The organism is Formosa sp. F44, assembly GCF_056238645.1.
The window spans coordinates 146,794-160,674 of the sequence record NZ_JBWDLJ010000002.1 but is presented as its reverse complement, the minus strand read 5'-3'; the positions used below and the strand labels follow the sequence as shown (position 1 = coordinate 160,674).

The window sequence follows — 13,881 nt, the reverse complement described above, 5'->3', positions numbered from 1 at the left end:
ATTTGATACTGAATGATATTCAGCAAAACATAACGTTAATTTTTACGCGTTTGGTTTTCCTATCAAGTTAAAATCTAGATGTTTTTTAACTAAATCTGTATCCTTAACTTTTACAATAACCTCGTCTCCTAACTGATACATTTTTTTAGATTCGCGACCAATAATTGCAAACTGACTTTCGTCGAATTCATAATAATCATCTTTAATATCACGAATTCTCACCATACCCTCGCATTTGTTATCTACAATTTCGACGTAAATACCCCAATCGGTAACCCCGGAAATAACACCTACAAATTCCTCATCTTCATGATCTTGCATAAAACGAATCTGCATATACTTAATCGAATCCCGTTCGGCTTTAGTCGCTAAATATTCCATGCTACTAGAATGCTTACATTTCTCTTCGTAAATAGCTTCGTTAGCCGATTTTCCGCCATCTAAATACTGCTGTAACAAGCGATGTGCCATAACATCTGGGTAACGACGAATTGGCGATGTAAAATGACTATAATAATCGAATGCCAAACCGTAATGTCCAATATTATGCGTGGTATATTCAGCTTTACTCATGGTTCGAATCGCTAAAGTATCGACTAAATTTTGTTCTTTTTTACCAACAACATCACTCAATAATCCATTTAATGAGGATGAAATGGATTTACTATCTTTAAAATTTAATTTGTACCCAAACTTAGCTACCACATTTTGAAGGGCTTGTAATTTGCTTTCGTCTGGTTCATCATGCACACGATAAACAAACGTTTTTTCTGGTTTTTGTTTTCCAACAAATTCCGATACTTTTCTGTTTGCCAGTAACATAAATTCTTCAATTAATTTATTTGCATCTGCAGACGTTTTAAAGAACACACCTATTGGATTGCTATCTTCGTCTAAATTGAATTTAACTTCAACTTTATCAAACGAAATCGCACCAGAACTCATACGTTTACTACGCATAATTTTGGCTAATTCATCCATTTTTAAAACAGCATCTGCAACGGCTTGATCAGCTAAATAGGTTTCCCCAGTTAAAGAAACTTCGGCTGGAATAGTATTCGATTTACTTTCTATAATCGCCTGAGCTTCTTCGTAAGCAAAACGCGCATCGCTGTACGTTACGGTTCTACCAAACCATTCGTTAACAACTTGTGCTTTATTATTTAGTTCGAACACTGCCGAGAACGTAAATTTTTCTTCATGCGGACGCAAAGAACACGCATTATTAGATAAAATTTCTGGAAGCATAGGTACTACACGATCTACTAAATACACAGATGTTGCACGCTCGTAAGCTTCATCGTCTAAAATGGTACCTTCTTGCACGTAATGCGACACATCGGCAATATGAATTCCGATTTCGTAATTTCCATTTTCTAAAACTTCAAAAGACAACGCATCATCAAAATCTTTCGCATCTTTCGGGTCTATGGTAAATGTTAACACCTTTCGCATATCCCGACGCTTTTTAATTTCGTCTTCCGTTATCGATGTATCAATGTTATTTGCAAACTCTTCAACCTCTGCTGGGAACTCATATGGCAACCCGTAATCGGCTAAAATAGCGTGTATTTCGGTATTGTGTTCGCCAGGTTTTCCTAAAACTTTAAGTACTTTTCCGTTAGGAGAATCGGCTTTATCTGGCCAATCTTCTAGACTTACTAACACCTTATCACCATCTTCTGCACCGTTAACTTTGTTTATAGGCACAAAAATGTCTTTATACATTTTATTACCATCAACCACTACAAAAGCATAGTTTTTACTTAACTGAATTACTCCAACATACTCTGTTTTAGCACGTTTAATAATTCTTGTGATTTCGCCTTCTACCTTTCCATGTTTACGTCGTTTATAAACATACAGTTCTACTTCGTCTCCATTTAGGGCTTTGTTAATATTATTTGAAGCAATATAAATATCGTCTTCAAAGTCATCAGAAATTACATAACCTGCACCTTTTGCTGTTAAATCTAAAATTCCGGTATGGTATTCGGTAGTCACAATGGCTTTAAATTTACCACGTTCTACTTCTTCAATTTCTTTTTTAGCAAGTAATTGTTGAAGTGTTTTTATAATTTGATTTCTGCTACTGGCATCATTTACTTCCAGGATAGCACCTATTTGTTTGTAATTAAAGGTCTTATTACGTTCCTTTCTTAGAATATTTAAAATCGTTTGGGAGAGATTAGAAATTCCTTTTGAAGCTTTCTTTTTTCGCTTTCTTGTCATAATCTTCATTTGAATAATAACAAAGCTACATTTTAAAAACTAAATCATTGTTTCTTTATTAAGAAGTTTAACTATTCTTTTAAAATTCAAATCTATTTCAGTTTACAAAAACAGTTATCCACATATATATATATATAATTAGTTTTCTTTTAAAATTTAAAAAAAAAAATGGTTGTTATTATAGTCTGTTAATAGCGGTATAACTTTTTTAGGTTTTATTTTGATTCTATTTAGTTTTCAGTCTATCGATAGGAAGTGAACATCTTATTAGACTATTAAAGTGTTTATTTTGAAGTGTTTTTATTACGTTGTTAACAATTGTTGATAACGTGATTTCACAGTAAAAGTTTAATAAAAATTTTGAAATTTGATGTTTATATGAGTTCATTTTGGTCTAAAAACTTTTCTAAAGAAAATGAGTTAAATTTTTGGAGTGTATTACATAATGTTTGGTTGTAAATTTTTTTGATATTTAAAAGAAAAAGTTTCAAAAAGTAATCAAGAGATATTAACAATTAATTAATACTAATTCTGTTTTTATGAACAATTGTTACGTAAACGTTTATAAATGGTATACTTACTATCAAATTCATAATTAATTTAGGTGTGTAAAGTATTTAATTATTAGGCATTTAGGTGGTTTATTAACCATCATTTCGTACATTTACCTCCTTAATATTTCGAACAGTATCACAATAAATATAACTAATAAATAGAGTAATACATTATGAAGATTTCAATAGGAAATGATCACGCAGGAACAGATTATAAATTTGCAATCGTAAAGCATTTAGAAGCAAAGGGATACGTTGTTAACAACTATGGTACCGATGCATCAGACAGTGTTGATTACCCAGATTTTGTACATCCCGTGGCTTTAGATGTTACTAATAAGAAAGTAGATTTTGGAATTATTATCTGCGGTAGTGGAAACGGAGCAAACATGACTGCTAATAAGCATCAAGAAATTCGTTCTGCTTTATGTTGGTCTAAAGAAATCGTTGTTTTAGCAAGACAACATAACGATGCAAATATTTTAAGTATTCCAGCACGTTATACTGCTGTACAGCAAGCTATAGAAATGGTAGATGCATTTTTAGAAACTGCTTTCGAAGGTGGACGTCACCAAAACCGTGTAAATAAAATTCCAGTAAGTTGTTAAATGTCAATGTCTCACGAACATAATCATGAACACCCTAGTTTAAAAGGTAGAAATTTAATTATTTCTATTTTTCTAAACATACTCATAACATTAAGTCAGGCTATCGGTGGATTAATTTCCGGTAGCTTGTCTTTATTAAGTGATGCCTTACACAATTTTACAGACGTAATTTCTTTAATAGTTAGTTATGTAGCAAATAGACTGTCTAAACAAAAGGCATCTATGGGGAAAACTTTTGGTTATAAGCGTGCAGAAATTTTAGCCGCATTTATTAATGCTTCTACGTTAATAATTATCGCAGTTCTTTTAATTATTGAAGCTTTTAAACGTTTTAAACATCCAGAACCCATCGCATCTGATCTTGTTGTTTGGTTGTCGCTCTTAGGTATCTTAGCCAATGGTTTTAGCGTATTGTTATTAAAAGCAGATTCCCAGTCTAACCTTAATATGCGTAGTGCCTATCTGCATTTATTTACAGATATGATGGCGAGTGTAGCCGTGTTAATAGGCGGTTTACTTATGAAATTTTACCAAGTATATTGGGTAGACAGTGTGCTTACTTTTTTAATTGGAATTTATCTTATTTGGGTGGGTTTAGATTTGTTAATAACCTCTACAAAAATGATTATGCTCTTTACACCAGCACATATTAACTTAAATGATGTGGTTAAAGAAATTAATGAGATGCCTAAAGTGAATAAGTTACATCATGTTCATATTTGGAATTTAAATGATGACGAATTGCATTTAGAAGCTCATTTAGAATTTAAAGAAGACATTTCGTTAACCCAATTTAATGTAATTTTGTTTCAGATTGAAACACTTCTAGCGGATAAATTTCATATTAATCATGTTAATATTCAGCCAGAGTTTAATAGAGAAGATCCTAAAGATGTTATAGTTCAAGATTAAATATGAAAATAAACCGGTCTGTATTTTATACCTTATTTATGGTTATAAGTATATCACTATTAACATCTTGTGAGCAAATTATAGATAATGTAACAGACGATTTAATTCCCGAACCGGAATCTCTTATGGTAGGCTTACGTAATAATACACCTTACAATTGGAAACGCGCAGAAATACGTTCTGGAAATGTTATCCAGATATACGATAACACAAAAAAAGGAACATATAGTGCTTACAAACTGTTTAATAGTATACATTCGGAGGCTGTTATTTTAATTCAGACAGAGCAAGAAGTATTTCGCTATACTCCAAAATTTTATGATGAATCTACAGAGGTTACTGAAGGGACATATTATTTTGAAGTTAGTTTAGTAGATTTAAAAACTTTAGTGATAAAAAGAAAATCGTTTTAATTATGTTGGATATTACCATAAAATTCTTTGAAGAATTAACCACTAGCGAGTTGTATGCATTATTACAATTACGAAGTGAAGTCTTTGTAGTGGAACAAAATTGTGTATATCAGGATATTGATGGTAAAGACAATAAAGCCTTACATGTTTTAGGATTTAAAAATTACGAATTAGTAGCTTATACTAGAATTTTTAATTCAGGTGATTATTTTGAAAATGCCAGTATTGGTCGTGTCATAGTAAAGGAATCTGAACGTAGCCATAAATATGGTTACGATATTATGAAAGCTTCTATTCAGGCTATTAGCACTAAGTTTAATGAAACCACCATTAAAATTTCGGCACAAAAACATTTAGAATATTTCTATAATAACTTAGGATTTGTTGCTGTCTCCGAACCTTATTTAGAAGATGGGATTCCGCACATCGGCATGCTATTAAAACCGTAATTATTTTGTTAAGAAGCCACTATAAGTGGTCGGGTTGCTTAATATTTCGGTAGCGCGTTCTATTTCTGGATTATGTGTTTTATAGTAATCGTAAACACCTTCTCTGTACACATATCGTTTTACAATTTCGTCTGTTAATAAACTCGTTAATTGCGCTTTATTTTTGTCTATACCCTCTATTTTTGAGGTCTTTAGATTGTTAATAAGTGTGTTGTAATCCTTTTGAATATTGTCGTCTAATCCTTCTTTTTTAGCACTTTCTAACGCTTTTGTTAAGGCTTTTTCAGTTTCAGTTTCAAAACTAAAATCATTCGTTTTTAAATATTTCTTGAAGTCTGAAAAATCGGAATCTGATAGTTTAAAATTATCAATGTCTTTTATAGTCTGATGTTTGTAATAATACGTTGTGGCGTAATCAAAAATAAAGTCCTTTTGTAAAATCGCAGTAGTAATTGCCGATGTTTTAGTAATGTCTAAAGCTTCGTCTGGTAATACCCCACCACCATCAAAAACAGGTCTTCCATTTTTAGTTTTAAACTCATGGTAATTGTCTTGTGTAATTCTTACAGCATCGCCTTTCTCGTCTCGATGCCAATAATCTAAAGCCTGAATGCAACGTCCTGACGGTGTGTAATATCTAGAAATAGTAAGCTTTAATTGGGTGCCGTAGGTTAATTGTTTCGGACGTTGTACTAATCCTTTTCCAAAACTTCTAGATCCAAGTATAACACCACGGTCTAAATCTTGAAGCGTTCCTGCTACTATTTCACTCGCCGATGCACTGCGTCCGTTTATTAAAACAATTACTGGAATTTCGACATCCAAGGCTTCCTTTTGCGTGTAATACGTTTTATTAAACTTTTCAACTTTCGATTTTGTAGTCACTACTAATTGATTTTTTGGAACAAAAATATTGACCACGTTTACAGCTTCGTGTAATAATCCGCCTGGGTTATCTCTTAAATCTAAAATTATATTTTTTGCACCTTGAGCTTTTAAATCTTTTACTGCATAGGCGGTTTGCGAAGAGGCTTTACTATTAAACTGACTTAATACAATATATCCAGTTTCTTCATTTATCATAGAAAAATAGGGTACCGCATTAATCTCTACTTCTGCCCTATTTATGGTGGCTGTTTGGATTTTCCCCTGACGTTTAAAGGTCACCTCTACACGCGTTCCTGAAGTTCCTTTTAATAAATCTCCTTTATCGTCTTTAAAGGTTGCTAAATCTATATTTCCAATTTTAATAATTTCATCTCCAGCCTTTAAACCTGCTTTATCGGCAGGATAATCTTTATAAGGCTCAATGATAACCAATTTATCTTTAAGTGTCTTTACACGTGCTCCAATACCTGTATAATCGCCTGTATTATTAATTCGTGCCGCTTCTACATCTTGTTCGTTCATAAACGTAGTGTACGGATCCAAATCTTTTAACATGCTCTTTATAGCGGTGTCCATTAAATCTGCCGGATTGGTTTCGTCGACATAATTCATGTTTAATTCTTTATAAAGCGTGGTGAAAATTTCTATTTGTTTCGCGATTTCAAAGAAATCGTTCTGAAATGCCGTGCTCGAAAAAAAGATAGTTAACGCTAAAACAGGAATAAGAATCTTCTTTTTAAATAATGTTTTCATGTGTAAAAAGGTATATTATACTACAAGTTTTCGGTTTCAGATTTTATGAATTTTTTAAATAATGTGATCATTTTTTTTTCAACAAATTCATACTTAGGCAGGTCTTTACTGGAATACATAATCATGAATGCGTATTGTCCTGAAACAGTAGCCAAATGCTCATTTTTATTCAGTCTGTAGGCTTCTCTTAATAAACGTTTAACACGGTTTCTGTCTACAGCCAATTTAAAATTTCGCTTACTTACAGAAACTCCAGTTTTTATTGAAACGTTGTCTTCAAAATTAGTTTTTACATAGACTAATCGCAACGGATATGCAGATACAGATTTTCCTTCTGTAAAGAGTTTACCTATTGTAATTTTACTTTTGAGTTTTTCGGTTTTACCGTAAGTTTGCTTCATAAAATTAAATCTCGGAACTGTTTAAAATAGTTACGCCGCGTTGTTTTAAATCTAAAATAGCATCCTGATAAACAGTTTCAGAAATATAACGTGTAGCATCTGTAATATAGTATGTTTTAAATCCTAAACTTTGGGCATCTTTAGCCGTGAAATAAACACAGTAATCTGCGGCTAATCCACAAACATAAACTTCTGTAACCTTCATACTTTTTAAATACGCCTCTAAGCCGGTATGCTGCCTTTTATTATTATCGAAAAAGGCACTGTAACTATCTACAGTAACGGTCATTCCTTTTCTAAAAATAGCAGCTACAGCATCTGTATTTAATGAAGAAGAAAATGCGGCACCAGGAGTCCCTTGTACGCAATGATTTGGCCATAAAACCTGATCTTGACCTTCTAACTGAATAACATCAAATTCATTTTTATTAGCATGATTACTTGCAAAACTGGCATGATTTTCGGGATGCCAATCTTGAGAAGCTACTACCAAATCGAATTTTGATTGTAGTGTATTAATTAACGGAATAATCTGGTCTCCTTTAGGCACAGCTAGTGCGCCATCAGGTAAAAAATCGTTTTGAATATCTACTAGAATAAGGGCTTTCATTACGAATCTAGTTTTTCTTTTTTTAATTGATCTCTAAGTTGTTCTAATTCTGGACTTAATCCAACTTTATAGACATGCGGATTAGCGAAACGTTTATGTTCTACAGGTAATTTGGATAGATTTTCTTCCGCAATTTTAACCAATTCCGCTGTGGTTTTCTTAGTGTGTACACGTTTTCCATTAATCATAACATCGTGTAATAGCGGTTTAACCGAAGTATATTCTATTGGCATGCGTTTATGCGTTTCGAACGGATGTGCCATAGTTTTTGGTGTTTCTAAATGATCTAATGTAATCGCATCTGCAATATATTGACCATCTTGATTCATATAGCGGTAGACTTGCTTTTTACCCGGAAAATTCATCTTTTTTAAATTTTCAGAAATTTTAATCCGTGGTGTATCATTAAAACTGCACAGTTTATAAACACCGTCTAGGGCGCCATTGGCTTTACCAACAACTAAATTGGTTCCCACACCATAAATATCTATTTGTGCATGTTGTTCCTTTAAACTTCTTATAACATGCTCGTCTAATTGATTAGAGGCTGCAATTTTTACATAATCTAATCCAGCTTGATCCAGTTGCTTTCTTGCGGCATTAGATAAATAGGCTAAATCTCCACTATCAAGTCTAATTCCGAGTAATTTTTCGCCACGAGACTCCATTTCTTTCGCCACAATTATGGCATTAGGAACACCTTTTTTTAAGGTATCGTATGTATCTACCAATAACACACAGTTTACTGGTCTCGTTTCTGCAAAATCTCTAAATGCTGTAAGTTCGTCGTCGTAACTTTGTATAAAGGCATGCGCCATTGTTCCAGATACAGGAATATTAAACGCTTTTCCAGCCAGTACGTTAGACGTGTAATCGAATCCGCCAATATAAGCCGATCGCGATGCCTGAAGTCCTGCAAAACCTTGTGCACGACGTAAACCAAATTCGGCTAAACTTTTATCTTTTCCAGCGATGTATCTAATCCGGCTTGCCTTAGTTGCGATTAGAGATTGAAAATTAAGACTATTTAAAATGAATGTTTCAATAATCTGACATTCAATTATCGAACCAGAAACGGTTAATATTGGACTAAATGGAAAGACAACTTCACCTTCAGACATGCTTTTAATATGTCCCGTAAATTTAAATGTTTTTAAATAGTTGGTGTAATTAGAATCAAACCCTTGAGCTTCTAAATAACTGATATCATCATCGGAAAACGATACATTCTCTAACCAATCTAAAGCCTCTTCCAATCCGCAAAATAACACGTAACCTCCTTCAAAAGGATTCTTTCTAAAAAAATAATCGAAGGTGGCCCTATTCTCATGTTTATCTTTTAGAAAATAAGATTGCCCCATGGCAAGTTGATATAAATCGGTATATAAAGCAGAATTTAAATTCATATTGATGTTCTTAATTGTCTATATTTTAACCTAATATGGGTTAATATACTTCTTAGAGACGTTAATATTTTGTAATATCAAGACTTAAAAGCAAAGCGAAATCTGGTATATTAATATATAAAAATAACGCATGTTTTTTACAAATGTAAGCACATGCGTTATTAATTCTTAAAAACGAAAGTTTTATTCTTTCGTGTAAACGTTATTTTCTTTATCAATATCGGCCATTAATTCTTTAGGATCTATTGTAAGATCTTTAATATCTCCTCTAGATTTATTAATGGTAAACGTGTATGTTGGATAAGCCCAAGCCCAATCTTTTAATTGTGTTCTGTCTCCTGTTGCTGGTTTTTCACCACGCATCATGGTTAACGGAATGTATAATTGTTCTGACGTACCATCGGTATAGTTTACTTCAATATCTAATGGCATTGGCATTAATCCGATACGCTCTAAAGTTACTGTTGTAGTATTTCCAACACCAGCAATAGATTTAATGGCATAATCTATTGTATTTGTAGTTTGCGTCCAGTCGGTTAAATACCAATCTAATTCTAAACCAGATACTTTTTCGGCAGAACGTATAATATCGATAGGTCTAGGATGTTTAAATGAAAAATCTGTAAAGTACTTTTTAAGGCTGTTCTTTAAATTATCTTGTCCGATTACATAGCCTAATTGTGCTAAAAATACTTCCCCTTTATTATAAGCGGCAATACTATAAGCCATATTACAATCGTAACGATCGGAATGTGTAGACTGCGGTTGTTCTTTACCAGATTTTACTAAATAGTAATACCCTTGGTATGCTCTTTCTGAAGGATTTTCCTTTCCTTCTTTCATAATTACATTCATGGCTTGGTCACTAATATAACTTGTAAACCCTTCGTCCATCCATTCGTGTTTAGACTCGTTTGAAGCTAATAAGAACTGAAACCATGTATGCGCTAATTCGTGAGCTGTAACACCTACTAAACTTCCAAATTTACGCTCTCCAGTAATTAATGTGCACATGGCATATTCCATACCACCGTCTCCACCTTGAATTACAGAGTATTGTTCGTATGGGTACTTCCCTATTTCTGAACTAAAATATTGCATAAGCTCGACCGTTTTTGGTTGAAGCTTCTTCCAGTTTTCTTTAATAGCTGGATTGTTTTTATAGAAGAAATGTAATAAAGGTCCGTCTGGTACTTGCATGGTATCGTGAATATATTCAGGATCTGCAGCCCAAGTAAAATCGTGTACATTAGGTGCAATAAAATGCCAAGATAGTTTATCTCCATCTGTCGATTTTACAGGACCCGTTTCATAACCATGACCAATGTCGTTAGGGTTTTGAAGGTAACCTGTTCCTCCTATTGTATAATTTTTATCGATATTTATGGTAACATCAAAATTACCCCAAACGCCGTGAAATTCTCTTCCAATATACGGATCTGCATGCCATCCTTCGAAATCGTATTCTGCTAATTTTGGGTACCACTGCGTCATAGATAAAGCAACACCTTCTTTGCTATTTCTTCCAGAACGACGAATTTGAAGCGGAATTTGCGCATCGTAATCCATATCGAAGGTTACTTTTTCTCCTGGCTGAATTGGAGATTCTAATTTTACCTCCAGAATAGTTCCTACAGTTTCGTAAGCAATAGATTTTCCATTCTGTTTAAGAGACTTTACCTTAATGTAACCTGTTTCCTCCGGTTTTAAAGTTGATATTCTACTTTTTCCGTTCTCCATCATTCTTCCATCTGGATCTTCAATACTTTGTAAACGGGCATCCATTTCACTTCCTGGTTGAAATGCATTTAGAAATAAATGATAATATACACTTGTTAACACATCTGGAGAATTGTTAGTATACACTATTTTTTGAACGCCTTTATATTGATAGGTTTCTACATCCATATCAATATTCATAGTGTAATCTACATGTTGTTGCCAGTATGTAGGATCTGTTTTAGAATGTGATGTACTATTACTTATAGTCTCCGAAGATTTACAAGATGTAAGCACTACAAGAAGTACAAAAAGTGAATAAAAAATTTTTTTCATATTGGATAGAGTTTAAATAAAAAACCTCATCAAGTTTTAGTTGATGAGGTTTCAATTAATTAAATGTTTTTATTTTAATTTCGAAGCCATAATTAATGCGTTATACGCATTAACCATTTTACCTGAAACAGATAAATTTGTAAATGATTGTTCGTTGCTAGCATCTCCACCAACAACTACTTTAATTTTAATAGGTAATCCAGAATCCATGATTACACGCTTCACTTGAGAAGCAGATAATTTAGGATATTGAGAACGGATTAACGCAGCAACACCAGCAACTGCAGGAGATGCCATAGATGTTCCTCCTTTGGTATCGTATTTATCGCTACCAGGTACCGTAGAGTAAATTTCTGCTCCAGGAGCAAATACATCTACATTAATTTTACCATAGTTAGAGAAACCAGCCACCATTTCTGGTCCGTATTTAGGAGCTAATGCACCAACAGATAAAAAGTTATCTGAAATTTCTGGTCCGTTGTTAGTATTGTCTGTTGGATAGTGATGTTTTTCTTTATCTAAATCCATGCCTTCATTTCCAGCAGCCATAACTAATAATACGTCGTGATCTGCCGCATATTTAATAGCATCTTGTACCCAGTCACTATGTGGCGAGTAGTATTTACCAAAACTTCCGTTAATAACTTTAGCACCATTGTCTACAGCATAACGAATTCCTAAAGCAACATCTTTATCGTATTCATCTCCGTTAGAAACAACTCTTAAGCTCATAATTTTTACATTATTTGCTACACCATTTGCTCCTAAACCATTGTTACGTTCTGCAGCAATTATTCCTGTAACGTGTGTACCATGACTTTCAGAATCTTCAGTTGGCATTACGTTTCCATTTCCATAACCAATATCGGTTAAATCATCGATATCATCGCCTGTTTTTCTACCCTCAAATTTCATATTAAGGTTATAGTTTAAACGATCTGAAATGCTTTCTGCTCCATTTTTCAATTCTTTTTTAGCTGCACTTATATCATCAAAACCAAGACCTAAAATATATTTAGCCATGGCTGTAGCTGTTGCTAACTCTTCGTTATCACCAGCGGTAATACTTTCAAGATCGGCTAAGGTATAGTCGGTTTTGTTAAGTTTAGCAACTATAGTTTCGTCTGCACCTTTCAATTGTTGTAATAATTGATCGTACTGTGTTTTATAGTTAATAAATTTACCGTACTCCTCGTCGTATTCTTTCTGAGCTCTTTCGTAATCAGGGTTAGAGGTGTCTCCACTAGCTAGTATACGTACAAATTCTAATTGTTCTTCGTAAGTATCTCCTAAAAAGTTCCACCCGTGAATATCGTCTACATATCCATTTTTATCGTCGTCTATACCGTTACCTGGAATTTCATCTTCGTTTGTCCAAATAACACCATCTAAATCTTCGTGCTCAATATCTATTCCGGAATCAATTACTGCAACAATTACAGTTTTTCCAGCATTATCTTTAATAATTTCTGAGTAAGCTTTATCGACACTCATACCTGGAATTGTATCGGTAATAAGGTCTAAGTGTCCCCAATTGTGTTGCTCTGTTTCAGTTAAATCTGAAACTTTTAATGGCGCAGTATCTATATTCTCAATAGGTGTAGATAATACTTTTGCTCCACCACCACAGCTCGTTAAAATAGTTGCAGCAAAGGCAGAAATTAGAATAGGTTTAATAAAATTCATGAGTTATTTGTATGTTAATTAAATATATCGTTGCACGTAAACGTATCTTTTAAACGCACACCTTTTTCTGTGTGTTGAAGTGTGATAATTTCGTTATGAGCATCGTGCTCCAAAAATAGGTAATAATTATTATCAGCAGCTTGTTTTAAAAACTTTTCTTTCTCGCCAAGGGTTATCAGCGGTCTGGTGTCGTAACCCACCACATAGGCCAATGGAATATGTCCTGCAGTTGGTAATAAATCGGCCATAAATACTATGGTTTTATCCTTGTATTTAATTTGAGGAATCATTTGTTTATCGGTATGGCCATCGACAAATAGTATATCGAATCCCAATTCGCTATTTTCTAAGATATCGGTTTTTGGAAGTCCTGTAAATTTTAATTGACCACTTTCTTCCATGGGAATAATATTTTCTTTAAGAAAAGAAGCACCTTCTCTAACGTTGGGATGAGTGGCCCAAGCCCAATGGTCTTTATTGCTCCAAAAATGAGCATTTTTAAAAGCCGGTTCGTAACCGGTTCTGTCTTTATTCCATTGAATACATCCTCCAGAATGATCAAAATGTAGATGTGTTAAAAAGATATCGGTAATATCATCTCTATGAAATCCATATTGTTTAAGTGATGCATCTATAGAATGGTTACCCCAAAGCGAATAATATCCAAAAAACTTATCAGATTGTTTGTCTCCCATTCCAGTGTCTATTAAAATAAGCCTGTTACCATCTTCAATTAATAGAGATCGCGCGGCGATATCAATTAAATTATTTGAATCTGCCGGGTTTGTTCTTTGCCAAATGGTTTTAGGAACTACGCCAAACATAGCACCGCCATCTAGCTTAAAATTACCAGTTTCAATGGGATATAATTTCATGGTTTATAAATTTTTCAGTGTAAAGTTAAAAAGAGTGTA

Annotated in this window: 12 protein-coding genes; 4 read left to right on the top strand and 8 right to left on the bottom strand. The window is 33.4% G+C overall.

Going from position 1 to position 13,881, the window contains the following annotated elements; all coding sequences use genetic code 11:
* Positions 1 to 42: 42 nt before the first annotated feature.
* The gene (gene rnr, locus AC0UBM_RS05640) at positions 43 to 2,232 is read right to left on the bottom strand and encodes a ribonuclease R (protein WP_475687994.1); all 2,190 of its coding nucleotides are present in this window, start codon (positions 2,230 to 2,232) and stop codon (positions 43 to 45) included.
* A 727-nt stretch (positions 2,233 to 2,959) separates the two neighbouring features.
* Between rnr and rpiB the strand changes: the two genes are divergently transcribed.
* From rpiB to AC0UBM_RS05620, 4 genes are read left to right on the top strand one after another with little or no spacing between them, the layout of a single operon-like run.
* Complete coding sequence (gene rpiB, locus AC0UBM_RS05635; protein WP_414035893.1) at positions 2,960 to 3,394, top strand: ribose 5-phosphate isomerase B; 435 nt, start codon at positions 2,960 to 2,962, stop codon at positions 3,392 to 3,394.
* Positions 3,395 to 4,306 (top strand): cation diffusion facilitator family transporter, encoded by a 912-nt coding sequence (locus AC0UBM_RS05630; RefSeq protein WP_434037215.1) that lies wholly within the window; start codon positions 3,395 to 3,397, stop codon positions 4,304 to 4,306.
* Positions 4,307 to 4,308: 2 nt separating this feature from the next.
* Positions 4,309 to 4,719: a hypothetical protein gene (locus tag AC0UBM_RS05625; protein WP_414035895.1), complete on the top strand. Its 411-nt coding sequence runs from the start codon at positions 4,309 to 4,311 to the stop codon at positions 4,717 to 4,719.
* Positions 4,720 to 4,721: 2 nt separating this feature from the next.
* Positions 4,722 to 5,168 (top strand): GNAT family N-acetyltransferase, encoded by a 447-nt coding sequence (locus AC0UBM_RS05620; RefSeq protein WP_414035896.1) that lies wholly within the window; start codon positions 4,722 to 4,724, stop codon positions 5,166 to 5,168.
* On the opposite strand, the gene AC0UBM_RS05615 is transcribed toward AC0UBM_RS05620, so the two are convergent.
* The 7 genes from AC0UBM_RS05615 to AC0UBM_RS05585 form a co-directional block, all read right to left on the bottom strand.
* Entirely contained in the window at positions 5,169 to 6,809 is a 1,641-nt protein-coding gene (locus AC0UBM_RS05615) for a S41 family peptidase (RefSeq protein ID WP_475687993.1), read from the bottom strand.
* A 20-nt stretch (positions 6,810 to 6,829) separates the two neighbouring features.
* On the bottom strand, positions 6,830 to 7,210 hold the full coding sequence (gene rnpA / locus AC0UBM_RS05610; protein ID WP_475687992.1) for a ribonuclease P protein component: 381 nt from the start codon (positions 7,208 to 7,210) through the stop codon (positions 6,830 to 6,832).
* A 4-nt stretch (positions 7,211 to 7,214) separates the two neighbouring features.
* The gene (gene pncA / locus AC0UBM_RS05605) at positions 7,215 to 7,820 is read right to left on the bottom strand and encodes a bifunctional nicotinamidase/pyrazinamidase (protein ID WP_475687991.1); all 606 of its coding nucleotides are present in this window, start codon (positions 7,818 to 7,820) and stop codon (positions 7,215 to 7,217) included.
* Positions 7,820 to 9,226 carry a nicotinate phosphoribosyltransferase gene (locus AC0UBM_RS05600; RefSeq protein ID WP_475687990.1) on the bottom strand — a complete coding sequence of 469 codons (1,407 nt, stop codon included), beginning with the start codon at positions 9,224 to 9,226 and terminating at the stop codon, positions 7,820 to 7,822. The genes pncA and AC0UBM_RS05600 overlap by 1 nt, the downstream gene beginning before the upstream one ends.
* A 183-nt stretch (positions 9,227 to 9,409) precedes the next feature.
* Entirely contained in the window at positions 9,410 to 11,281 is a 1,872-nt protein-coding gene (locus AC0UBM_RS05595) for a M1 family metallopeptidase (protein ID WP_434037210.1), read from the bottom strand.
* Between the two features lie 69 nt (positions 11,282 to 11,350).
* Positions 11,351 to 12,967, bottom strand: coding sequence for a S8 family peptidase (locus AC0UBM_RS05590; RefSeq protein WP_475687989.1), 1,617 nt, complete (start codon positions 12,965 to 12,967; stop codon positions 11,351 to 11,353).
* Between the two features lie 14 nt (positions 12,968 to 12,981).
* Positions 12,982 to 13,842 carry an MBL fold metallo-hydrolase gene (locus tag AC0UBM_RS05585; RefSeq protein WP_475687988.1) on the bottom strand — a complete coding sequence of 287 codons (861 nt, stop codon included), beginning with the start codon at positions 13,840 to 13,842 and terminating at the stop codon, positions 12,982 to 12,984.
* Between the last annotated feature and the right edge of the window lie 39 nt (positions 13,843 to 13,881).